Here is a 22,813-nt window from a genome sequence, read left to right as displayed (position 1 = left end):
GTTTAATAAACATAAACTTAAGTACATAAATTATTTTTTTTAAAATAAGGTATTTTAACCCTGTTTTTTTAATTTGTTAATTTATCTTTGTAATTATAAAAAATATTCACTTAATTTTTTTGTAAGCTTATTTATTGTCATGGGAGAGAGTATAGATATGTCGTTTTCAAAAATTTCATTTTTCGTTGCAATGTCAACTGTAATGCTTTTAGGGGGATGTTCAACAGCACGGTTTGACAGTAATGATAATAGTAACGCATTAGAAGTTTTTTATCCATCTCAACAAATGACAACATTGGAAGTTTCTGATCCATCGTCTACTTCTTCATCTATATTTGAAGCTGCAAATGCTTCGATGTATGAGAAAGGAGATTCTCAGAGCGATGGACGAATGGCTAGTCTCGAATTGCCAAGCAATGCCACTGATTTGTTTCCTGCAAGTATTGCTGGGGTATGGAATCTTTCTATGGGGGGTAAAGTTTGTCGGATTGCAACGCCACAAACAAAGTTTGGACAAGGGTACAGAGCTGGTCCTTTACACTGTCCAGGAATTGCTTCTCAAGCGAGATCGTGGGCTGTAAAAGGAAAAAGATTATATTTCTATAATAATTCTGGACGTGTTATCATCGCTCTTTATTCTTCAAATGTTGATCGTTTTGAGGGACGTACACTTGATGATCATCCCATTGTTTTAAGCCGTTAGATCATTTTTTACTGTTTATGAAAAAATAAGCTATATGGGCAGATTCGTGAAAAGAATTTGTATTTTTCATTGAAAACGGTTGGAAAAGGTTGTTTGGATGGTTCTCGTTTCAACGCGCTATAAGGAGCTGGTCTCTAAAAGGGAAGTCCGTTTTGATCCAGCTCAGTTGGCTGTAACAGAGCACTTTGATCATTTATTAAAAAAAATTTCGGAACAAAATGCTTCTCGTCCTTGGTCTTTGATATTTTGGTCTTTTTTTAAAAAAATATTTAAAAAGAAGAAACAAGATTTTGTTCGTGTTGCAAAACAAGGGGAAAATAGCTCCTTTCAGGGATTGTATATTTATGGTGAAGTAGGACGGGGCAAAACCATGCTGATGGATTTGTTCTTTTCTTGTTTGCCGAAGGTCCATAAAAAACGCGCTCATTTTAATGATTTTATGGCTGATGTGCATGAGCGTATTAATGTTTATCGTCAAGCATCTGGGCGTGCAAAATCTAAACAAGATAATCCTATTTTAGCTGTTGCTGAAGATTTTGCACGAGAAGCAAAGGTGCTTTGTTTTGATGAGTTTACTGTAACAGATATTGCTGATGCTATGGTGTTGGGGCGGCTTATTTCCGCTTTGTTTGATAAAGAAATTTTCTTTATTGCGACTTCAAATGTGGCGCCGGATAACCTTTACTATAACGGTTTAAATCGTGAACTCTTTTTGCCTTTTATTGAAGTTTTGAAAGCATATGTTCGTGTTGTTAATCTTGATGCAAAAACAGATTATCGTCTTGAAAAATCAAATCTACAGTCTGTGTATGTAACGCCATTAGGGAAAAAGGCAGATGAATGTATGGATCAAGCATGGGCACGTGTGTTGCAAGGGCATAAAGAAAGATCTGATGAGCTTTCTATAAGAGGGCGCCTTATTCCTATTCCGCGTTTTGCTGCGGGTTGTGTGCGCTTTGATTATCAAGACTTGTGTGCAAAACCTTTGGCCGCAGCTGAGTATTTGGTATTGGGCGAGCGTTATCATACGATTTTTATCGATAATGTACCGATCATGGATGACACATGTCGCAATGAAACAAAACGGTTTATTTTGCTTATTGATATCCTTTATGAGCGTCACACCCGGTTATTTATGTCGGCAGCAGCAGGGGTGGAAGATTTGTATAAGGGGCATGCTCAGACACCGGAAACATTTGAATTTCAAAGAACACAGTCACGTCTCTTTGAAATGCAAAGCTACGATTATTTGAAGCTTTGGGAAGAACATTTTCTTTTGAAGAAAAAGCTTTGATTATACTTTTACCTTTACGTAAACTGTAAAAACAATAACTCTTTGAAATTAAAGAAATGTAATAATTCTGTTGTATTTTTTTAAAATTCACTTTATCGATACATCATGATAATTTTCTAATAGTTGTTTCTGCGGAGGGTTGTTGTTTCTGTAAGGAGAGAAATTTGTAATTTTCATTTCTTTATTCCTTTTTATGATATCGTTTAAATATGGTTGAAGTCAAAAATTTTCAGTATATGGGCGCTGATGAGTGTGCGCTGAATGATCTAAAAGTTAGGAAAAATAAAATGGCACGAAAAAAGATAGCTCTCGTTGGTTCAGGTATGATTGGGGGTACTTTAGCACATATTATTGGGTTAAAAGAGCTTGGTGATGTGGTCTTATTTGATATTGCAGAAGGTATGCCACAGGGTAAAGCTCTTGATATTGCTGAATCCTCTCCCGTTGATGGTTTTGATATTAATTTAAAAGGTGCAAATGCTTATGAAGCAATTGAAGGGTCTGATGTTGTTATTGTAACAGCAGGGGTTGCACGCAAACCTGGCATGAGCCGTGACGATCTTTTGGGTATTAATTTAAAAGTCATGGAACAAGTTGGTGCTGGGATTAAAAAATATGCACCTTCAGCTTTTGTTATTTGTATCACAAATCCTCTTGATGCAATGGTGTGGGCGTTGCAGAAATTTTCAGGTCTTCCCGTCCATAAAGTGGTTGGTATGGCTGGTATTCTGGATTCAGCGCGTTTTTGTTATTTTTTATCGGAAGAATTCAAAGTCTCTGTTAAAGATGTAACAGCATTTGTTTTAGGTGGGCACGGTGATTCAATGGTGCCTTTGGTACGTTATTCAACAGTTGGTGGTATTTCTTTGCCTGATCTTGTTAAAATGGGTTGGACAACACAGGAAAGGATTGATCAAATTATTCAACGGACCCGTGATGGTGGTGCAGAAGTTGTTAGTTTGTTAAAAACAGGTTCTGCTTATTATGCACCAGCTGCTTCTGCCGTTTCCATGGCTGAAGCTTATTTAAAGGACACTAAGCGTGTTGTGCCCGTTGCAGCCTATCTTTCAGGGGAATATGGCGTAAATGATACCTACGTTGGTGTTCCTGTTGTACTTGGTGCAGGTGGTGTTGAAAGGGTCATTGAAATTGATCTTGATAAAAAGGAAAGAGAAGCTTTTGATTATTCCGTAAATGCGGTTAAAAAGCTTTGTGAAGCTTGTATTGCTCTTGTGCCTAGTCTCAAGTAAATAAAACAAGTTTTCGTTCATTAAAATAAAGTATTTTAGAATATTAGAACTTTAGGATTAATAATAATTCATAAAAGAAAAGGACAAATGCATGAATATCCATGAGTATCAGGCCAAACGTCTGCTTCATGAATATGGAGCACCCATTGCAAATGGTGTTGCTGTTTATTCTGTAGAGCAAGCTGAAAAATGGGCAAAAAAATTGCCTGGACCTCTTTATGTGGTTAAAAGTCAGATACACGCTGGTGGTCGTGGTAAGGGTAAGTTTAAAGAACTTGATCCTGATGCAAAGGGTGGTGTTCGGCTTGCACAATCTGTTGAAGAAGTTGTTGCAAATGTTCAAGAAATGCTTGGGAAAACTTTGGTAACCAAACAAACTGGTCCAGAAGGTAAACAGGTCAATCGTCTTTATATTGAAGATGGTGCCGATATTGAGCGCGAGCTTTATCTTTCACTTTTGGTTGATCGTAGCGTTGGTCGGATCGCCTTTGTTGTTTCAACAGAAGGTGGAATGGATATTGAAACAGTTGCTGAAGAAACACCAGAAAAAATCTTCACTCTGCCCATTGATGCTACGCAAAGTGTTACCTCAGCTGATTGTGCAAGACTTTGTGATGCATTGGAATTGCGCGATAGTGCACGAGAGGATGGTGAAAAGCTTTTTCCGATTCTCTATAAGGCATTTTGTGAAAAAGATATGAGCCTTTTAGAAATTAATCCGCTTATTGTGATGAAAGATGGTCATTTGCGCGTCCTTGATGCAAAAGTTTCTTTTGATAATAATGCCTTGTTTCGTCATCCAGATATTTTAGAATTGCGCGATCTTTCAGAAGAAGATCCAAAGGAAATCGAGGCTTCAAAGCATGATCTTGCTTATGTTGCTCTTGAAGGCACAATTGGTTGTATGGTCAATGGTGCGGGTCTTGCGATGGCAACCATGGATATCATTAAGCTTTATGGCGCTGAACCGGCAAATTTTTTGGATGTTGGGGGTGGTGCATCAAAAGAAAAGGTGACAGCTGCTTTTAAAATTATTACAGCTGATCCAAATGTTAAAGGCATTTTGGTTAACATTTTTGGTGGTATTATGCGTTGTGATGTCATTGCTGAAGGTGTGGTTGCTGCTGTGCGTGAAGTTGGTTTAAAGGTTCCCTTAGTTGTTCGTCTTGAAGGTACGAATGTTGAGCAGGGTAAAGCAATTATCAAGGACAGTGGTTTGAATGTTATTCCCGCTGATGATTTAGATGATGCTGCTCAAAAAATTGTTGCAGCCGTGAAGGGAGCTTGAGTTATGTCGATTCTTGTGAATAAAAAGACGAAAGTTCTCGTTCAAGGGCTTACAGGAAAAACAGGAACATTTCATACAGAACAGGCGCTTGCTTATCATGGCACGCAAATGGTTGGTGGTGTTAATCCTAAAAAGGGTGGAGAAACATGGGAAGGTTCAAAAGGTGAGACTCTTCCTATCTTTGCTAGCGTTGCAGAAGCAAAAGAAAAAACAGGCGCGGATGCTTCTGTTATTTATGTTCCTCCTGCAGGGGCTGCAGCAGCTATTATAGAAGCAATTGAGGCTGAAGTTCGTCTAATTATCTGTATTACGGAAGGTATCCCCGTTATGGATATGGTTAAAGTAAAGGCGCGATTAGAAAACTCAAAATCTCGTCTTATTGGTCCTAATTGCCCTGGTATTCTCACGCCAAATGAATGTAAAATTGGTATTATGCCTGGTTCTATTTTCAGAAAAGGCTCTGTTGGGGTTGTTTCACGGTCAGGAACTTTAACTTATGAAGCTGTTTTTCAAACGAGTCAGGAAGGTCTCGGACAAACAACCGCTATAGGAATTGGGGGCGATCCTGTTAAGGGAACTGAATTTATTGATGTGTTGGAAATGTTTTTAGCAGATGATGAAACCCAGTCTATTGTGATGATTGGTGAGATTGGTGGATCGGCTGAAGAAGAAGCAGCACAGTTTTTACAAGATGAAGCAAAAAAAGGTCGTAAAAAGCCCGTTGTTGGCTTTATTGCTGGTCGTACGGCTCCTCCAGGGCGTACAATGGGACATGCTGGTGCTGTTATTTCTGGTGGTAAAGGTGGAGCAGAAGATAAAATTGCGGCAATGGAATCAGCAGGGATTCGTGTATCTCCTTCGCCATCACAGATAGGTAAGACTTTGATGTCAGTTTTGAAAGGCTAAAAGAAAATTTCACCTGAATTAAGAATATTTTCTTAATTCAGGTGAAAAAAAACTTGAGTATAAAAGGTATAACTTTTTTGAATTTTCGACCCCTCATCTGCTTTGTAAGCATTTAAAGGTTGAAAAAGAGATATATAAGGAGACGGAATAAATGTTCCGGAGAGGTATATGGCAAGGCAGGACGAGATAAATAGTCTTTTTGCACAGACGTCATTTCTTTATGGTGGGAATGCGGATTATATAGATCAACTTTATGCTCAGTATGAAAAAGATCCTACCAGTGTTGATTCACAGTGGCGTGCTTTTTTTGAAGGCCTTCATGATAACAAAGAAGATGTTCTCAGAAATGCTGAAGGAGCAACGTGGCAGCGTGATCATTGGCCATTAAAGCCAGATGGTGAGTTGGTTTCTGCTCTTGATGGTGATTGGTCTTCTCTTGAAAAATATCTTGGTGATAAATTAAAGGAAAAAGCAGCAACAGGGGGTGCTCAAAAGGGAAAAGTTTCTAGTGAACAAGATATTATTCGTGCAACGCGTGATTCTGTTCATGCCATTATGATGATTCGGGCGTTTCGAGCACGGGGGCATCTTCGGGCAAAGCTTGATCCTCTTCAATTGGCGGAAAAACTGGAAGATTATAAAGAACTTTCTCCAGAAGCTTATGGTTTTACTCCTGCTGATTATGAGCGTTCCATTTTTATTGATAATGTTTTAGGATTAGAATATGCAACTATTCCGCAAATGCTTGAAATTCTCAATCGTACCTATTGTTCAACAATCGGTGTGGAATATATGCATGTTTCGGATCCAATCCAGAAAGCATGGCTTCAAGAGCGTATTGAAGGGCGAGATAAAAAAATTGCTCTCACACAGCAAGACAAGAAAGCTATCCTGAATAAGCTTATTGAAGCAGAAGGATTCGAACAGTTTTTAGACACGAAATATAAAGGGACAAAACGTTTTGGACTTGATGGTGGTGAAGCGCTGATTCCTGCTCTTGAACAGATTATTAAATGCGGTAGTGCTTTAGGCGTTCAGGAAGTTATTTTAGGCATGGCCCATCGTGGTCGTTTAAATGTTCTTTCACAAGTTTTGGCTAAACCGCATAGAGCCATCTTTCATGAATTCAAGGGTGGGTCTTATAAGCCAGATGATGTAGAGGGATCAGGTGATGTTAAATATCATTTAGGAACGACGGCTGATTTAAACTTTGATGGAAATAAAGTTCATTTATCGCTTGTGGCTAATCCTTCTCATCTTGAGATTGTTGATCCGGTTGTTATGGGAAAAGCTCGTGCTAAACAAGATCAACTTGTGGGGCCTACGCACACTGATTCACTCCCATTAAGTGAGCGTTCAAAAGTATTGCCATTGCTTATTCATGGTGATGCTGCTTTTGCAGGACAAGGCGTTATCCAAGAAACTTTTGGTCTTTCAGGTCTTAAAGGTTATCGTGTTGCAGGTTCACTTCATGTGATTATCAATAATCAGATTGGTTTTACAACAGCGCCACGTTTTTCACGTTCTTCGCCTTATCCATCTGATGTTGCAAAAATGATTGATGCTCCCATTTTTCATGTGAATGGTGATGATCCTGAAGCGGTTGTTTTTGTTGCTAAAATAGCAATGGAGTTTCGTCAAATTTTCCATAAACCGGTGGTCATCGACATGTTTTGTTATCGCCGTTATGGACATAATGAAGGCGATGAACCTTCCTTTACGCAGCCACTTATGTATAAAGCAATTCGTAATCATAAAACAACTCTTCAGCTTTATAGTGATCAATTGATCGCAGAAGGAGTGATTTCTTTAGAAGAGATTGAGCAACAAAAAAAATTATGGCGCGATAAACTTGAAGGTGAGTTTGAAGCAAGTGCTTCTTATAAGCCTAATAAGGCTGATTGGCTTGATGGAAGCTGGACGGGACTTAAAGCCTTTAGTAATGCTGATGAGCAACATTCTAGAACAACGGGTGTTGAATTAAAGACTTTAAAGGAAATTGGTCAGAAACTTGTCGAAGTTCCAGAAAAATTTCATGTTCATAAAACGATACAGCGTTTTTTAAACAATCGTGCTAAAATTTTCGAAACTGGTGAGGGCGTTGACTGGGCAACCGCTGAGGCTCTCGCTTTTGGTTCACTTTGTTTAGAAGGAGCACCGGTTCGTCTTTCCGGTGAAGATGTTGAAAGGGGAACTTTTTCACAACGTCATTCAGTTCTTTATGACCAAGAAAATGAAGCGCGTTATATTCCTTTGAATCATTTACAAAAGGGGCAAGCGCTTTATGAAGTTGTTAATTCTATGCTTTCTGAAGAAGCTGTTCTTGGTTTTGAATATGGATATTCTCTTGCTGAACCACGAGGATTAATACTTTGGGAAGCACAATTTGGTGACTTCTCGAATGGTGCACAGGTCATCTTTGATCAATTTATTTCATCTGCAGAGCGTAAATGGCTTCGTATGTCTGGTCTTGTGTGCTTATTGCCTCATGGTTTTGAAGGACAAGGACCAGAGCATTCTTCTGCACGTTTGGAGCGGTTTCTTCAGCTTTGTGCGGAAGATAATATGCAGGTTGCTAATTGTACAACTCCTGCAAATTATTTTCATATTTTGCGTCGACAAATTAAGCGTGATTTTCGTAAGCCATTAATTCTAATGACACCTAAATCGCTTTTGCGTCATAAGCGGGCTGTTTCTCTTCTCAATGAAATGGGACCAGAAACGAGTTTCTCTCGTGTATTGCTTGATGATGCAGAATGTCTCAAAGATTCTGTCGTGAAGTTGCAGAAAGATAATAAAATTCGCCGTGTCGTTCTTTGTACGGGAAAGGTTTATTACGACCTTTATGAAGAACGTGAAAAAAAGGGTATCGATGATGTTTATCTCCTTCGTGTTGAACAGTTGTATCCTTTCCCTGCAAAAGTTTTGGTGAATGTGTTATCGCGCTTTTTGCAGGCAGAAGTTTTTTGGTGCCAAGAAGAGCCAAAAAACATGGGGGCTTGGTCATTTATTGAGCCTTATTTGGAATGGGTTTTGACGCATATTAATGCGCAATATTCACGTGCTCGTTATGCAGGACGTCCGGCGAGTGCGTCACCAGCCTCTGGGTTAATGGTGAAACACCTTGAACAACTGGCTGCGTTTCTCAAAGACGCGTTAGGTTCTTAATTTGTTACTACTCTGATGTATGGAAAAATATTATGACTACTGAAATCCGTGTTCCTACTTTGGGCGAATCGGTTACCGAAGCAACGGTTGGCAAATGGTTTAAAAAACTTGGTGAAGCTGTCGCTATGGATGAGCCTTTGGTTGAATTAGAAACTGATAAGGTAACTGTTGAAGTTCCTTCTCCTGTTGCAGGGAAATTATCTGAAATCATTGCAAAAGAAGGCGATACGGTCGAAGTGAATGCTCTTTTAGGAGCGGTGGAAGCTGGCCAAGCCGGTGTTTCCCAATCATTTTCGCCTTCTGCAGCATCTATTCCAGCGGCTTCATCTGAATCAGAGAAGCTTGCTTCGAGCAGTACTATGCCTCCTTCACCCGCAGCAGCAAAATTGATGGCTGAAAATAATGTGGCAAAAAGTGATCTTGCAGGTTCTGGAAAACGTGGGCAAATTCTTAAAGAAGATGTTCTTGGTGGATTAGAACAAAGAACAAACGCTCCTATACCTTCTTCCTCTGCGGCCAGTTCTTCAGTGGTTTCTGTTCCAGAAACACGTGAAGAGCGAGTCCGTATGACGAAATTGCGTCAAACAATCGCCCGACGGCTTAAAGATGCGCAAAATGTAGCAGCAATGTTAACCACATTTAATGAGGTTGATATGTCGGCGGTGATGGATTTGCGCAAGCGTTATAAAGATCTTTTTGAAAAGAAACATGGTGTTAAACTTGGTTTTATGGGATTTTTTACCAAAGCTGTTTGTCATGCATTAAAAGAACTTCCTGCTGTTAATGCTGAAATTGATGGAACAGACATTGTTTACAAAAACTATGTCAATGTTGGAATTGCTGTTGGAACGGATAAAGGGCTTGTCGTTCCAGTGGTGCGTGATGCAGATCAAATGTCATTGGCAGAAATTGAAAAGGAGATTGGCCGTTTGGGACGTCTTGCGCGTGATGGAAAATTAGCCGTTTCTGATATGCAAGGTGGGACTTTTACCATTACTAATGGTGGTGTGTATGGATCGTTGATGTCAACACCGATTTTGAATTCACCACAATCTGGTATTTTGGGAATGCATGCGATTAAAGAACGGGCAATGGTTGTCGAGGGCCAAGTTGTGATCCGCCCCATGATGTATTTAGCGCTTTCTTATGATCACCGTATTGTGGATGGGCAAGAAGCTGTAACTTTCCTTGTGCGTGTTAAGGAAAGCTTAGAAGATCCGGAACGCCTTGTTCTTGATTTGTAAAATACAGTTTTCAGGATGAAAGGAAAAACGGATGTCTTATGATGTGGCTGTGATCGGAGCGGGTCCAGGTGGTTATGTAGCAGCAATAAAGGCGGCACAACTAGGGCTTAAAGTAGCGATTATTGAAAAACGTACAACATTAGGGGGAACATGTCTCAATGTTGGTTGTATACCTTCTAAAGCATTGTTACACGCTTCAGAAGTGTTTGCTGAAACCCAGCATGGTTTTGAAACGCTTGGGATTTCTATTGGCAAATCTAAGCTTAATCTTGAACAAATGATGGTTCATAAGAAAGCAGTGGTGACAGCTAATACAAGCGGTGTTTCTTTTTTGATGAAAAAAAATAAAGTTGATACTTTTTTTGGAACAGCCAAAATTGTAAACGCGGGTCATGTGGAAGTTGTTGCTAGAGATGGTAACAAGCAAACAATTGAAACAAAAAATATTATTATTGCTACGGGCTCAGAGAGTTCAAGCATTCCAGGGGTGAATGTTGAAATTGATGAAAAGATAATTGTTTCTTCTACGGGAGCTCTTTCCCTTGAAAAAGTACCATCACGTATGATTGTCGTGGGCGCTGGTGTCATTGGTTCGGAACTTGGGTCGGTTTGGAGCCGCTTGGGGGCTAAAGTGACTATTATTGAGTATCTTAATAAAGTTTTGGGCTCAATGGATGGTGAAGTTTCACGTCAATTTCAAAAGTTAATGGAAAAACAGGGGATTGAATATAAAACGGGTGCAAAGGTAACAGCCATTACACAATCTGGCTCAACGGCTCAGGTAAGCTTTGAATCTGTCAAAGGTGGTGAATCTGAAACTTTAGAAGCTGATGTTGTGCTTATTGCGACTGGGCGTTCTCCTTATACAGAGGGGCTTGGTTTGAGTGAGGCTGGTGTTCAGGTAGATGAACGCGGCTTTATTGCCATTGATGCTCATTGGCAGACAAATGTTCCTGGAATTTATGCGATTGGTGATGTCGTAAAAGGACCAATGTTAGCGCATAAAGCAGAGGAAGAAGGCGTTGCGGTGGCAGAAATTTTGGCAGGTCAAAAAGGACATGTTAACTTTGATGTTATTCCTAGTGTCGTTTATACACAGCCGGAAATTGCGAGTGTGGGAAAGACGGAAGAAGAACTGAAAGAAGCCGGTATTGAATATAATGTTGGAAAATTTCCTTTTATGGCTAATGGTCGTGCACGCGCGATGCAAAAGAGTGATGGATTTGTTAAAATTCTTGCTGATAAAAAAACAGATCGGGTTTTGGGCGGGCATATTCTTGGATTTGGTGCTGGTGAAATGATTCATGAAATTGCAGTTTTAATGGAATTTGGTGGTTCATCAGAGGATCTAGGACGCTGTTGTCATGCACACCCTACCTTATCAGAAGCAGTTCGTGAAGCAGCTTTGGCAACATTTGCTAAACCGCTTCATATTTAAAAAGCTTTTAAAAAGGACATTTTAAAAAGCCAAAGAGGACAGTAAATATTTGTGAAGCATGCAAAAAATTTTGAGAGAGAATAAAAACAATCGTATGAGGTGTTCCACTTAATTTTTTGTGTGCTTTTCAATAATTGTTATTTTAAATCTCTGTTGTGCTGTTTTGATTAATTACCCTGTTGTGCACACGCGCTTAGAGCGTGTGGTATTTAGTCTATATCAAGTTTTACATATGTGGTGTTTCATCATGTTATAAATTTCGAGATGGGATTCTCAGCCTATTTACGTGCTGTGTTTTAAGGAAACATCTCTCAAAGCTCTCAAATCTATTTCGCGATGGAGCTGGTGAATGGTATAACTATAAAGCTCTTCGTGAAGTATATAAAACTCATTATATACCATCATCTTTATGCTTCATAAAAGGTATAAGTCAGCACTATAAGTTATATTGACGGGTCTTCAATGTTATACTGATTTTCGGTTATTTGACAGCGTTTATAAAAGGTATTTTTTCTTGCTGCTCCTTTTATTCATACGGACTCCTACCGCTTGTGACATGTAGAAAAAATAGTTTTGATTAATTCAATATAAAATGAAAGAATCCTACGATATTAGAGGACTTTCATTCGGCGTGTAAAACAATAAATTATACTTACAATTTATATTCAGAGCAAAGTTTTCTTATAGAGCTGTATGAAGTGGAAAGCCAAGAGAAATTTTTTCAAAGAAAGCAGGATTGGTGCGAGTTAAGGATCTTTGTTTTTTAAGATGAAGCGGGTGCTAAATATTTTGAAAAATACCACCTTAAAAGGTGGTATTTTTATATCTTTTGTTGAGGAACTCTCTTTTTAAGGATAATAGCAGGTCATACGGTATGATTAAATTAGTTTTTACCTCTTAGTTCTTTTTAATTGTTGCTTTCTCTGTCTTAAAAAGATGATCTGGTTCTTCTTTAAAGTTTTTAAGAAATCCCAATGTTGTCAAAATATGATCCATAGCTAAAATTTTTGAAAAAACATAATTTCTTAAGAATATTAAGTTTTTTATGAGACAGTTTTGTAATAACTTAAAAATCAAGCCTATGCACTCTATAGGGATAAATTTAAAATTGTAATTTTTTATCCTCTTGTTGTTCTCTTATAAAGGTAGGGAGCCCCATATGATCAAGATATTTGAGGAAAGGACGGGGAGGTAATTCTTCTACATTGACCATCGTTTTAACATCCCATTCGCCTGTGGCAATGAGAAGAGCTGCTGCTGCTGCGGGTACACCAGCTGTATAAGAAATGCCTTGTGCACCGGTTTCATGAAAAGCTTGTTTGTGATCGGCTATGTTATAGATAAAAATTTCCTTTGGTTTTCCATCTTTTTCGCCTTTGATCAGATCTCCAATACAGGTTTTTCCTGTGTATTCAGGGGCGAGAGAAGAAGGATCGGGTAAGACAGCTTTGACAACTTTTAAAGGAACGACTTCTTGTCCTTCTGCAGTTTTAATGGGCTGTTCGGATAAGAGACCAAGATTTTTCAAAACGGTAAAAACAGTGATATAACGATCACTAAACCCCATCCAGAAGCGGACATTTTGGACATCAAGATTTTTGGAAAGTGAATGAATTTCATCATGTCCTGTCATATAGGCTTTTTGTTTTCCAACAACGGGAAGATCCCATTCATGGCTGACTTCAAACATTTTATTAGAAGTCCATTTTTTATTTTGCCATGACCATACTTGTCCTGTAAATTCTCGGAAGTTAATTTCTGGATCGAAATTTGTAGCAAACCAACGCCCATGATTTCCAGCATTAATATCAATAATATCGATGTCTGTGATTTTATCAAAATAACATTCACGCGCTAACGCTGCATAAGCATTCACTGCACCTGGATCAAAGCCTGCACCCAAAATAGCAGAGATACCCACTTTTTCACATTCTTGACGCCGAGGCCATTCATAATTGCCGTACCAGGGTGGGGTTTCACAAATTTTAAGAGGGTCTTCATGAATGGCAGTATCAATATAAGCACATTTAGTTTCGATACAGGCTGAAAGAACAGACATATTAAGAAAGGCTGAACCAACATTAATGACAATTTCACACTTGGTTTTTTGGATGAGCTTTACAGTTTCTTCTACATTCATGGCATTGAGCGAATGGCTTTCGAGAACACCTTGTTCTTTCATGCTGCTTTTTTCTTTAATAGAAGCAATAATGGCTTCACATTTTTTGAGTGTTCGTGAAGCAATATGAATTTCGCCAAGAATATCGTTGTTTTGAGCACATTTGTGGGCAACAACTTGTGCAACACCTCCAGCACCAATAATGAGAACGTTTTTTTTCATTGTAGGTTCATCTCCTTTTTAATACTGTTGTATGACGTTTTTTATGGTTATTTTTATGAAAGGCTTGTCCGATAGTCATTGTAGCTGAATTGGCGTTGCAGCGTTAATTTACCATCGCACTCTTTAAGAACAATAGCAGGCATTGTTACACCATTAAACCAATTTTTCTTGACCATTGTATAACCTGCTGCATCTTGAAAAGACAGTCTATCTCCTACTTGAAGAGGTTTTTGAAACTGAAACGTTCCAAAAATGTCTCCAGCAAGACAAGATTTTCCGCAAATCATAATTTCGTGTTCTCCTTGATTGGGTTCTAATTTAGCATTTTCACGATAAATGAGAAGATCAAGCATATGTGCTTCGATTGAGCTATCGACGATGGCAAGATTCTTTTCATTGTACAATGTATCAAGGACGCTAACTTCTAAGGTGGTGCTTTTGGTGATAGCAGCTTCTCCTGGTTCCAGAAAAAGAGTGACACCATGGGTCTGTGAAAAGTTTTTTAAGCGTTCTGCGAAAGCTTCTAGCGGATAATTTTCAGCTGTAAAATGAATTCCACCACCAAGGCTTATCCAATCTACGGCAGAAAAAAGTTCTGAAAACTTTTCTTCCATGTACCCGAGCATTTGATTAAAAAGATTAAAATCAGCATTTTCGCAATTGTTATGAATCATTAAGCCGTTGATGAGAGGTAGAACTTCTTTAATAGCACTTTGGTTCGTTTCTCCTAAGCGGCTAAAAGGGCGAGAGGGATTGGCAAGATCAAAATTGGATGCACTTATTCCTGGATTTAATCTGAGACCTCGTTGAATGGTTTTGGTTGCATCAGAAAAGCGTTGAAGTTGCTGGATTGAGTTAAAGATAATTTTATCTGCATAACCACAGGCTTCATCAATTTCGTGATCAGCCCACGCAACCGAATAGGCATGGGTTTCTTTACCAAATTTTTCTCTTCCTAAACGCAGTTCATAAAGGGATGATGAGGTGGTTCCATCCATGAACTCAGACATTAAATCAAAAACACTCCATGTGGCAAAACATTTCAAAGCAAGCAAAACTTTTGCTCCTGACATTTCTCGTAAACGAGAAATTATTTGCATATTTTTGATGAGTTTCGATTTGTCTATAAGGTAGTAAGGGGTTTTTATCATCATTTATTCATTCTTTTTTAAAGGATCTTATTCTTGAGATCAGCGTTTAGTACAAAGAGTAACAGAATGTCTCAAGAAAAAAGAATCTTAAGAAAAGAATCTGTTTCTGTCTAGCAAGAGAAAGGCTTTCTGTAACGGTTGTCGTTTATTCGTTCGAGTTTTGCGTTATGCGTATGAAAAAAAAATTATATTATGCTTTAGCTTTTGTATTTATAAGCAGTCTTTTTATTATAACAACCGCTCGTGTTCATTTGGGGCAAAATAGAGGTGATGCTAAAGCCAAACTGGTCTCTCAAACCGCTGTACAAGAGAGTTCGGTGCCTTTGATTTTTACGGGACGTAGAGAACTGAATGGTTTTAAGGGTTATCATCATTATCGGCGTGGTTATGTTAAGTATAAAGATAATTGGTGGTATCCTGAAGCGGCTTTTGTTACATCATCACACTTAAGCACAAAAGGCGCATCATTAAAAGTTGTATCAGATGCTAAAAGAGTCTTTTTAACGGCTTCTTCTGAAAGTCCAGAAAAAAAAGAGCCATGGATGCTTAAACAGCATATTGAATCTTGTCGTGCTCGTTATCGCTCTTATAATCAAAATGATAATAGTTTTCAGCCTTTTCATGGGACTCGTAGACAGTGCTTATCGCGCTTTTTTAAAGGATAGAAATGATTAAATAAAATTTTAATTGCTTCTTGTCGTGAGCGTTATTGTTCTTACAATAAAAAGAGAACTGGAGTTGTGCGCAGCATTTCCATGCAAGCATTGTTTTTTGAAAAATTTAAATGCTTTTAAGTTTTATTAAATCTTATTATCATTAAGTGTGCAATGGGGGGGTGAGAATATAAATTTTTGTTTTGTCAATGACAAAATATTAAGGGTAGGATGGAGCTGAAAGAATGGCAACACGGGAAGCAATGCTAATATTGCTCATTTTGCTTCCCTTTTGTGGGAGTGCTGTTATTGGCTTTTTTCGTTCGACAGCAAAAAATAATGAAGCATGGTTTGCAGGGGGTATTGCTCTCTTTAGCTTTCTTTTTACAATCATGCTTTATCCGGCAATTCGTGGCAATCACATTATCCGTTTAAATATTTCTTGGCTCCCAGAATGGGGAGGTGATTTGATCCTCCGGATGGATGGCCTGTCTTGGCTTTTTTGCTTGCTCATTACAGGAATTGGGCTGCTTGTCGTTGTTTACGCCCGTTATTATATGGATCCTGCAGATTCTGTTCCACGATTTTTTTCTTTTTTTCTAGCCTTTATGGGCTCAATGACAGGGATTGTTTTATCAGGTAATCTCGTGTTTTTGGTTGTTTTCTGGGAACTTACCAGTATTTTTTCTTTTTTGTTGATTGGTTATTGGTATCATAATGCGAGTGCGCGTGAAGGGGCGCGTATGGCTTTAACGATTACAGGTTTGGGTGGTTTTGCCCTTTTTATTGGGGTTTTATTGATTGGGTATATGGTTGGTAGTTTTGATCTGGATAAAATTTTGCAGTCTGGAGATGTGATCCGGTCAAGTTCGCTTTATATCCCTGCCCTTATTTGTATTTTATTGGGTGGATTAACAAAAAGCGCACAGTTTCCTTTTCATTTTTGGTTGCCTAATGCGATGGCAGCGCCAACACCTGTATCGGCTTATCTGCATTCGGCAACGATGGTGAAAGCTGGGTTGTTTTTGCTGGTTCGTTTATGGCCCGTACTCTCTGGGACAGAGTCTTGGTTTTGGATGGTTGGCTTTTCAGGACTCTCAACACTTCTCCTCGGCGCTTATTTTTCCATGTTTCAGCAAGATTTAAAGGGATTGCTCGCTTATTCAACGATTAGTCATCTTGGATTGATTACAACGCTTTTAAGCCTTGGGAGTCCCCTTGCTTGTGTTGCTGCGATTTTTCATATGGCTAATCATGCTACTTTTAAAGCGTCTTTATTTATGGCTGCTGGCATTATTGATCACGAAACGGGAACACGTGATATGCGTAAGCTAACAGGTCTTTATCGCTCTATGCCGATTACAGCAACTCTTGCTTTAGTCGCAAGTGCGGCAATGGCTGGTGTTCCTTTGCTCAATGGTTTTTTATCAAAAGAAATGTTTTTTGCTGAAGCTGTTGAAACGCATATGGAATCATGGCTTGATTGGATTGCTCCTTATGTCGCAACGCTTGCTAGTTTGTTTAGCGTGACCTATTCTATACGTTTTATTCATGGTGTCTTTTGGGGACCAAAACCTCATAAATTACCCAAAACTCCGCATGAGCCGCCGCATTTTATGCGTTTACCCATGGAACTTTTGGTGTTTATTTGTTTGGCTGTTGGTATTTTTCCTAATTTAACAATCGGGCCTATTTTAGATAACGCTGTTGTCTCTGTTTTAGGACCGATGACGATCTCTTATAGCTTGGCTGTTTGGCATGGGGTTAATACACCATTAATGATGAGCTTGGTGGCTTTATTTGGGGGTGGTTTGCTCTACGTTGTTGGGCGGCGTTATTTTTTATCTTGTGATGATGGGGCTCCCTTTTTTCGTCATTTGAAAGGACCGCGTATTTTTGAACGCATTCTTGTGATTATTTCTTGGAAATGGGCACGCGCGGTGGAAGCTCTTTTTTCAACACGTCGTTTGCAAATCCAGTTGCATTGGATTTTTGCTGTGTGTTTTATTTTTGTTGGTCTTTTGCTTTGGCGTGATGGTTTCATTGCACTAGGAGGGTTACCGCTTTTTCCACTTGATATTCCTTTTCTCGCGCTTTGGCTGGTCGGTGGATTGTGCGCGCTTTTAGTCGCTTGGCAAGCAAAGTTTCATCGTCTTGCATCACTCATGCTGTTGGGGGGAGCAGGGTTAATGACGTGTGCAACCTTTTTATGGCTTTCTGCGCCCGATTTGGCTATAACGCAATTGGTTGTTGAAGTGGTGACAGCTGTTTTATTATTGCTTGGTTTGCGTTGGTTGCCTAAGCGTGTGTATAATCCTGCTCCAACGTCTATTCATTTCGGGGTACGTTTACGTCGCGCTCGTGATTTCATTATAGCAATTATGGGAGGTGCTGGTGTTGCATGGCTCTCTTTTGCGATGATGACACGTCCTCAAGGGACAACAGTTTCTAATTTTTTTCTGAAAAATGCTTATTCTGGTGCTGGTGGTCGCAATGTTGTGAATGTATTGTTGGTTGATTTCCGTGGTTTTGATACGATGGGAGAAGTTGTGGTTTTGGGGGGTGTTTCTTTGACTGTCTTTGCTCTGTTACGTCGATTTCGCCCTGCTCCTGAAAGTATTGAGCCGCCGTTTCAACAACGTGTTCAGGAAGCTTTTGATAAGACACAACCGGATCGAAATGTCGGGGATACAGTTTTGAATTATCTCGCCATTCCTTCTGTTATTATAGGGTGGCTCTTTTCTGTTATTATTGCTTTTTCTTTTTATTTATTTGTGCGAGGACATGATCTTCCTGGAGGTGGATTTGTCGGCGGTGTGACTTTAGCGATAGGCTTTATTTTGCAGTATCTTGCCCGGGATATTCGTTGGGTGGAAAACCATTTAAGAGTTTTGCCTTTACGTTGGATGGGCTTTGGCTTATTGCTATCAGTTGTCACGGGAGCAGGGGCTTTGTTTGTTGGGTACCCTTTTTTAACATCATTTTTCCAATATATTCATGTGCCTTTGATTGGAAAGATTCCTATAGCATCTGCTTTTTTGTTTGATTTTGGTGTGTTTTCTCTTGTGTTGGGAGCAACGATTCTCATTTTAATCGCACTTGCACATCAATCAATACGCAGCTACCGAATCGGTAAAAAACCTGCTTTAAAAGGGAAGGAAAATTAATGGAAATTATTCTTTCTTTGGCTATTGGTGTTCTTGTGGGATCGGGAATTTGGCTCATTTTGCGTCCTCGAACTTTTCAAGTCATTCTTGGTTTGTCTTTGATATCCTATGGCGTTAATCTTTTTATATTTGCAATGAGTAGGCCACGCAGTAATGCAGCGCCAATTATTGATCCTACGATGGCTATCAATCCAGCGAATTATGTTGATCCTCTTCCACAGGCTTTGGTTTTAACGTCAATTGTGATCGGTTTTGCAACGACAGCTTTATTTTTGGTTATCTTGTTGGTTTCACGCGGTTTAACAGGTTCAGATCACGTTGATGGGCGTGAGGTACAGTGATGGAAGCTTACGTGAATTATCTTCTTATCTTGCCGATTCTTTTGCCGTTAACTACTGGAGCCTTTCTTCTTTTCTATGATGAACGTCGTTCAAAACTGAAATCACTCATAAGTATTTTTTCTGCCGCATTGTTAGTTGTCATTGCTGTTTTACTGGTGATACGTGCTCTTGACGTCGCACCAGCTGTGGATGTTTATCGGCTTGGTAATTGGCCTTCTCCTTTTGGTATTGTTTTGGTGCTTGATCGCTTAAGTGCTATGATGCTTTTGCTTTCTAGTGTGTTGATCAGCGCGACGTTGGTTTTTGCTCGAGCACATTGGTATAAAGCGGGTCCTCATTTTCAGTCATTGATGCAATTTTTCATGGTTGGAATAAACGGCGCTTTTTTAACAGGTGATTTATTTAATTTATTTGTATTTTTTGAAGTGATGTTAACAGCTTCTTATGGCCTTGCGTTGCATGGTTCTGGTCCATTACGTGTGCGTGCTGGGTTGCATTATGTCGTGGTTAATCTGGTTGCTTCGTTGTTTTTTCTCGTTGGTGCGGCGCTCATTTATGGAATCGTAGGCACCCTCAATATGGCTGATTTGGCTGTAAAAATACAATATATCGCTTCTAGCGATATAACTTTATTCGAAATAGGGGCTGCACTTTTGGGAATTGCTTTCTTAATTAAAGCGGGGGTGTGGCCATTGAACTTTTGGCTGATGCCAACTTATAGTGCAGCAGTAGCGCCTGTGGGAGCTTCTTTTGCACTTTTAAGCAAAGTCGGTATTTATATTATTTTACGTTTAACATTGTTATGGTTTGGACCAGAAAGTGGACATTTTAGCCATTTTGGTCAAACGGTTTTGTTTTACGGTGGGCTTGCCACTATGGCTTTTGGTTTTATTGGAGTGTTGGCAAGCCAGATTTTGGTACGTTTGGCAGCTTATAGTGTTTTGATTTCTTCTGGGACATTGTTGACAGCAATTGGGATTGGCAATACAGACCTGATTGCAGGGGCACTCTTTTATATTGTTTCCTCAACTTTGGCACTGGGTGCTTTTTTTCTTTTGGTGGAATTGGTTGAGCGCTGTCAAGATGTTGCAGCCAATGTTTTGACGGTGACAATGGAAGTCTATGGGGATGATGAAGAGGAGGAGGAAGATGAAGTCGGGACTTATTTACCAGTAACTTTGGCAATTCTTGGGGCTTGTTTTGGTCTTTGTGCTCTTTTGATTATTGGTCTACCTCCTTTTTCTGGCTTTGTTGCTAAATTTATGATGTTTGTGGCACTCTTAAACCATAGTAAAGAAAATATTTCTCCCTCTCTACCCGTTTATCACGATTGGCTTTTTATGACTTTTGTCACTCTCTCTGGTTTTGCGGCTTTTATTGCGATGACACGAACGGGCATTCGAACTTTTTGGATTTCTCTTGAAGGGAGAATTCCACGGGTGCAAGTGATTGAATTTGCCCCTATTGCTGTTCTTCTTGCTTTGGGTTTTCTTATTACAGTTGTCGCTGGTCCTGTTAGTCGTTATATGTTTGAAACAGCTAAAACTTTGTATGAGCCTCAAAATTATATTGGTAGCGTTTTAGATGATTTTTCTTTTGAAAATAGGGGGATTCATCAATGAAATATTGTTATTTTTTCCCTTTTTCTAGCGTAGCAATTATTTTTATGTGGCTGATCTTAAATGGTTTTAGTGCTGGTCAACTGCTTTTAGGCGTTATTATTGCGTTATTTGGGGGCTGGATGATGCGGCTTCTTGAGCCGGAAAAAATAACTATTAAGAGTTGGCGTGCTGTTTTTCAGCTGTTTTTTCGTGTGTTTATTGATTCTATTATTTCAAATATTGCTGTGGCTTGCTTCGCTTTAACCAAAAGATCTCGAAAACAGCAGTCTGGTTTTATTGTGGTGCCCATTTCGCTTGAAAGTCGCACCGCTTTAGCTGTTTTGGCATGTATTCTTTCAGCAACTCCAGGGACTGTTTGGATTGCCTATAATAGAAAAAATAGTGAACTTTTGCTTCATGTCTTAAATTTTGAAAATGGATATGACTACCAAAAATTGATCAAAAAACGCTATGAGCAATTACTTTTGGAGATTTTTTAATGAGTATGCTGATCCTTTATTGGGGGCTTTATCTTTCACAGTTTTTTTTAAGTTTGGCAATGATTCTTGCACTGTTTCGGTTGATTCGTGGTCCACGAGCGCAAGATCGGATTGTGGGGTTGGATGCTCTTTATATAATCACTATTCTTTTGTTTCTGACATTCGATATCCGTTCAGGAACAACCATTTATTTTGTGGCAGCTCTCATTGTTGGCTTATTGGGCCCTGTATCAAGTATTGCGTTGGCAAAATTCCTTATGCGGGGGGAGATTATTGAATGAAGGACGATGTATCGCTTATTGTTGCTATTGCTGTTACGTTTTTTTTGATCTTAGGATCTGTTCTCACGTTGATTGGAACGATAGGATTGGTGCGTCTTCCCACTTTTTATAAGCGTTTACATATGCTTTCGTTGAGTACAAGTTGGGGCGCTGGTAGTATTCTTGTTGCGTCGTTTCTTTATTCAATTTTTGTCGATCATCATTTTGTTTTTCATGAATTTTTGTTGATGATTTTTTTACTTGTAACAATACCAGTCGCTTCTATGTTGATATCACAAGCAGCAGCTTATCGAGACTATTCAGAAAATAAATTAAAAAAACCGCTGGCCCTTTTATCACGTCAGATGGAAAAACAAACACCCACTTCCGAAGAAATGTCATGTGATACGAGCCAGAGCGATTTTTAAGATACCATAAGCTTTTTTATTCTGGTTTTTGTTCTTCTATACAGTGAATAAGATTTTTTTCTTCTGGGTCATTGATGAGATCAGAAAGCATGGCTTCGTTCCCTTTTGTCCACCATATATAGGGTCCTCCCATATATTTTGTTCCAGAAGCACTGATACTACGGGAAGCGATGATGCGCTTTCCTTGCCATATGAAATCAACAAGTGAAATATTACCCGCATTGAGATAGGTTACTTCAACAGACTCTTTATTTGTCCCTGTCTCGCATTGATAGGCAGTAACTTCTGTTGTGGGCTCTGGATCATCTGGGACTTCAATAACTAAAGAGCCAGCAAAAGCATTAAGTGAACCGAAGAGCGGTAGGCTTAAAGCAGTAAAAAATCCTACAATAAAAGCAATTTTTTTCATGATATTTCCTCAGTTATTTAAAATAATAACAGTGATTCATCCTTACAGAGGATGGGTTTTTTTTCTTCTGGATCTTGGATAAGATCATAAAGTGTTACTTCTTTATTTTTCTCCCACCAGATATATTGCTCCCCTACATATTTTGCTCCAGAAGCAGCAATCACATTCGCAGCGATAATACGATCACCTTTCCATTTGAAATCAACCAATGAAATATCGTCAGCGTTGTGATAGGTTGCTTCAACGCGTTCTTTATTTGCACCCATATCACATTGATAGGTTATGGTTTGTGTTTCTGGATTACCTGACACTTCAATGACTAAAGCAGCAGCTAAGCTACTCGTGACATTGAGAAATAATAAAAAGGAAAAAAATCCTAAAATTTGTAGAGTTTTTTTCATAATGCTTCCCTATATGAAAAGTAATTTGTCTTAATAAGATGGTGTCTACGGCAGGATTCGAACCTGCGACCCCAGGATTCATACCACTTCGGTTTTCACCGCCAACCTTATTGGTTGTTTGTGGTCTGGACTGTCTCTTCACCTTGAAGCTTGCGCCTTTTAGGTGCTGCCCGTTCAGTCTCTACACCTTCCTCTCATGTGAAGAGAGGCTTGGCTCGGGATTGGCATATCGTTTTGCCCATGAAGCTTTCCCCGAATTTGAGCAGATCC

The 22,813-nt window shown here is 39.2% G+C and carries 19 protein-coding genes; 15 read left to right on the top strand and 4 right to left on the bottom strand.

Annotation, left to right across the window (positions count from 1 at the left end; all coding sequences use genetic code 11):
- Positions 1 to 157: 157 nt before the first annotated feature.
- The 8 genes from NNJ73_RS02910 to lpdA all read left to right on the top strand — a co-directional run bounded on the left by NNJ73_RS02910 (position 158) and on the right by lpdA (position 11,291).
- Positions 158 to 703 carry an AprI/Inh family metalloprotease inhibitor gene (locus NNJ73_RS02910; RefSeq protein ID WP_254492640.1) on the top strand — a complete coding sequence of 182 codons (546 nt, stop codon included), beginning with the start codon at positions 158 to 160 and terminating at the stop codon, positions 701 to 703.
- 97 nt (positions 704 to 800) lie between these two features.
- A complete protein-coding gene (gene zapE, locus NNJ73_RS02905) occupies positions 801 to 1,997 on the top strand; it encodes a cell division protein ZapE (RefSeq protein WP_254492639.1) in 1,197 nt (398 codons plus the stop codon).
- A 287-nt stretch (positions 1,998 to 2,284) separates the two neighbouring features.
- Complete coding sequence (mdh, locus tag NNJ73_RS02900; RefSeq protein WP_254492638.1) at positions 2,285 to 3,247, top strand: malate dehydrogenase; 963 nt, start codon at positions 2,285 to 2,287, stop codon at positions 3,245 to 3,247.
- 91 nt (positions 3,248 to 3,338) lie between these two features.
- Positions 3,339 to 4,535: an ADP-forming succinate--CoA ligase subunit beta gene (gene sucC / locus NNJ73_RS02895; RefSeq protein WP_254492637.1), complete on the top strand. Its 1,197-nt coding sequence runs from the start codon at positions 3,339 to 3,341 to the stop codon at positions 4,533 to 4,535.
- 3 nt (positions 4,536 to 4,538) lie between these two features.
- Entirely contained in the window at positions 4,539 to 5,441 is a 903-nt protein-coding gene (gene sucD / locus NNJ73_RS02890; RefSeq protein ID WP_254492636.1) for a succinate--CoA ligase subunit alpha, read from the top strand.
- A gap of 168 nt (positions 5,442 to 5,609) precedes the next feature.
- Positions 5,610 to 8,609, top strand: coding sequence for a 2-oxoglutarate dehydrogenase E1 component (locus NNJ73_RS02885; RefSeq protein WP_254492635.1), 3,000 nt, complete (start codon positions 5,610 to 5,612; stop codon positions 8,607 to 8,609).
- A gap of 32 nt (positions 8,610 to 8,641) precedes the next feature.
- The gene (odhB, locus tag NNJ73_RS02880) at positions 8,642 to 9,853 is read left to right on the top strand and encodes a 2-oxoglutarate dehydrogenase complex dihydrolipoyllysine-residue succinyltransferase (RefSeq protein ID WP_254492634.1); all 1,212 of its coding nucleotides are present in this window, start codon (positions 8,642 to 8,644) and stop codon (positions 9,851 to 9,853) included.
- Positions 9,854 to 9,884: 31 nt separating this feature from the next.
- Entirely contained in the window at positions 9,885 to 11,291 is a 1,407-nt protein-coding gene (gene lpdA / locus NNJ73_RS02875; protein WP_254492633.1) for a dihydrolipoyl dehydrogenase, read from the top strand.
- A 1,102-nt stretch (positions 11,292 to 12,393) separates the two neighbouring features.
- Here lpdA and NNJ73_RS02870 read toward each other — a convergent pair.
- Together NNJ73_RS02870 and NNJ73_RS02865 are read right to left on the bottom strand one after the other, a co-directional pair.
- Positions 12,394 to 13,632: a saccharopine dehydrogenase family protein gene (locus NNJ73_RS02870; protein WP_254492632.1), complete on the bottom strand. Its 1,239-nt coding sequence runs from the start codon at positions 13,630 to 13,632 to the stop codon at positions 12,394 to 12,396.
- 53 nt (positions 13,633 to 13,685) lie between these two features.
- Positions 13,686 to 14,783: a carboxynorspermidine decarboxylase gene (locus NNJ73_RS02865; protein WP_254493197.1), complete on the bottom strand. Its 1,098-nt coding sequence runs from the start codon at positions 14,781 to 14,783 to the stop codon at positions 13,686 to 13,688.
- A gap of 167 nt (positions 14,784 to 14,950) precedes the next feature.
- Here NNJ73_RS02865 and NNJ73_RS02860 point away from each other — a divergent pair, with 167 nt between their 5' ends.
- The 7 genes from NNJ73_RS02860 (at position 14,951) to mnhG (ending at position 21,733) form a co-directional block, all read left to right on the top strand.
- Positions 14,951 to 15,448 carry a BA14K family protein gene (locus tag NNJ73_RS02860; RefSeq protein ID WP_254492631.1) on the top strand — a complete coding sequence of 166 codons (498 nt, stop codon included), beginning with the start codon at positions 14,951 to 14,953 and terminating at the stop codon, positions 15,446 to 15,448.
- Between the two features lie 233 nt (positions 15,449 to 15,681).
- Positions 15,682 to 18,603 carry a monovalent cation/H+ antiporter subunit A gene (locus NNJ73_RS02855; protein ID WP_254492630.1) on the top strand — a complete coding sequence of 974 codons (2,922 nt, stop codon included), beginning with the start codon at positions 15,682 to 15,684 and terminating at the stop codon, positions 18,601 to 18,603.
- Positions 18,603 to 18,944 (top strand): Na+/H+ antiporter subunit C, encoded by a 342-nt coding sequence (locus NNJ73_RS02850; RefSeq protein ID WP_254492629.1) that lies wholly within the window; start codon positions 18,603 to 18,605, stop codon positions 18,942 to 18,944. The genes NNJ73_RS02855 and NNJ73_RS02850 overlap by 1 nt, the downstream gene beginning before the upstream one ends.
- Positions 18,944 to 20,566: a monovalent cation/H+ antiporter subunit D gene (locus tag NNJ73_RS02845; RefSeq protein WP_254492628.1), complete on the top strand. Its 1,623-nt coding sequence runs from the start codon at positions 18,944 to 18,946 to the stop codon at positions 20,564 to 20,566. Before NNJ73_RS02850 ends, NNJ73_RS02845 begins: the two co-directional genes overlap by 1 nt.
- Positions 20,563 to 21,045, top strand: coding sequence for a Na+/H+ antiporter subunit E (locus tag NNJ73_RS02840; protein ID WP_254492627.1), 483 nt, complete (start codon positions 20,563 to 20,565; stop codon positions 21,043 to 21,045). The genes NNJ73_RS02845 and NNJ73_RS02840 overlap by 4 nt, the downstream gene beginning before the upstream one ends.
- Complete coding sequence (locus tag NNJ73_RS02835; protein ID WP_254473751.1) at positions 21,045 to 21,326, top strand: K+/H+ antiporter subunit F; 282 nt, start codon at positions 21,045 to 21,047, stop codon at positions 21,324 to 21,326. The genes NNJ73_RS02840 and NNJ73_RS02835 overlap by 1 nt, the downstream gene beginning before the upstream one ends.
- Positions 21,323 to 21,733, top strand: a complete 411-nt coding sequence (mnhG, locus tag NNJ73_RS02830; RefSeq protein WP_254492626.1) for a monovalent cation/H(+) antiporter subunit G — start codon at positions 21,323 to 21,325, stop codon at positions 21,731 to 21,733. The genes NNJ73_RS02835 and mnhG overlap by 4 nt, the downstream gene beginning before the upstream one ends.
- Positions 21,734 to 21,749: 16 nt before the next feature.
- Here mnhG and NNJ73_RS02825 read toward each other — a convergent pair whose 3' ends face one another.
- Positions 21,750 to 22,142 carry an MliC family protein gene (locus tag NNJ73_RS02825; RefSeq protein WP_254492625.1) on the bottom strand — a complete coding sequence of 131 codons (393 nt, stop codon included), beginning with the start codon at positions 22,140 to 22,142 and terminating at the stop codon, positions 21,750 to 21,752.
- Positions 22,143 to 22,159: 17 nt separating this feature from the next.
- Positions 22,160 to 22,543: an MliC family protein gene (locus tag NNJ73_RS02820; RefSeq protein WP_254492624.1), complete on the bottom strand. Its 384-nt coding sequence runs from the start codon at positions 22,541 to 22,543 to the stop codon at positions 22,160 to 22,162.
- Between the last annotated feature and the right edge of the window lie 270 nt (positions 22,544 to 22,813).

Origin of the sequence: Bartonella sp. B1099, assembly GCF_944801835.1 — a bacterium.
Taxonomy (GTDB): domain Bacteria; phylum Pseudomonadota; class Alphaproteobacteria; order Rhizobiales; family Rhizobiaceae; genus Bartonella.
This window is presented reverse-complemented; position numbering and strand designations above follow the sequence as displayed.

Bases quoted from the DNA above. Each gene is read 5' to 3' on its own strand.
- NNJ73_RS02820 (WP_254492624.1), bottom strand. From the start codon at position 22,543: ATGAAAAAAACTCTACAAATTTTAGGATTTTTTTCCTTTTTATTATTT.
- NNJ73_RS02850 (WP_254492629.1), top strand. From the start codon at position 18,603: ATGGAAATTATTCTTTCTTTGGCTATTGGTGTTCTTGTGGGATCGGGA.
- NNJ73_RS02835 (WP_254473751.1), top strand. From the start codon at position 21,045: ATGAGTATGCTGATCCTTTATTGGGGGCTTTATCTTTCACAGTTTTTT.
- mnhG (WP_254492626.1), top strand. From the start codon at position 21,323: ATGAAGGACGATGTATCGCTTATTGTTGCTATTGCTGTTACGTTTTTT.
- NNJ73_RS02845 (WP_254492628.1), top strand. From the start codon at position 18,944: ATGGAAGCTTACGTGAATTATCTTCTTATCTTGCCGATTCTTTTGCCG.
- NNJ73_RS02825 (WP_254492625.1), bottom strand. From the start codon at position 22,142: ATGAAAAAAATTGCTTTTATTGTAGGATTTTTTACTGCTTTAAGCCTA.
- NNJ73_RS02870 (WP_254492632.1), bottom strand. From the start codon at position 13,632: ATGAAAAAAAACGTTCTCATTATTGGTGCTGGAGGTGTTGCACAAGTT.
- NNJ73_RS02860 (WP_254492631.1), top strand. From the start codon at position 14,951: ATGCGTATGAAAAAAAAATTATATTATGCTTTAGCTTTTGTATTTATA.
- NNJ73_RS02865 (WP_254493197.1), bottom strand. From the start codon at position 14,783: ATGATAAAAACCCCTTACTACCTTATAGACAAATCGAAACTCATCAAA.
- NNJ73_RS02855 (WP_254492630.1), top strand. From the start codon at position 15,682: ATGGCAACACGGGAAGCAATGCTAATATTGCTCATTTTGCTTCCCTTT.
- NNJ73_RS02885 (WP_254492635.1), top strand. From the start codon at position 5,610: ATGGCAAGGCAGGACGAGATAAATAGTCTTTTTGCACAGACGTCATTT.
- odhB (WP_254492634.1), top strand. From the start codon at position 8,642: ATGACTACTGAAATCCGTGTTCCTACTTTGGGCGAATCGGTTACCGAA.
- NNJ73_RS02910 (WP_254492640.1), top strand. From the start codon at position 158: ATGTCGTTTTCAAAAATTTCATTTTTCGTTGCAATGTCAACTGTAATG.
- lpdA (WP_254492633.1), top strand. From the start codon at position 9,885: ATGTCTTATGATGTGGCTGTGATCGGAGCGGGTCCAGGTGGTTATGTA.
- sucD (WP_254492636.1), top strand. From the start codon at position 4,539: ATGTCGATTCTTGTGAATAAAAAGACGAAAGTTCTCGTTCAAGGGCTT.
- zapE (WP_254492639.1), top strand. From the start codon at position 801: ATGGTTCTCGTTTCAACGCGCTATAAGGAGCTGGTCTCTAAAAGGGAA.
- sucC (WP_254492637.1), top strand. From the start codon at position 3,339: ATGAATATCCATGAGTATCAGGCCAAACGTCTGCTTCATGAATATGGA.
- mdh (WP_254492638.1), top strand. From the start codon at position 2,285: ATGGCACGAAAAAAGATAGCTCTCGTTGGTTCAGGTATGATTGGGGGT.
- NNJ73_RS02840 (WP_254492627.1), top strand. From the start codon at position 20,563: ATGAAATATTGTTATTTTTTCCCTTTTTCTAGCGTAGCAATTATTTTT.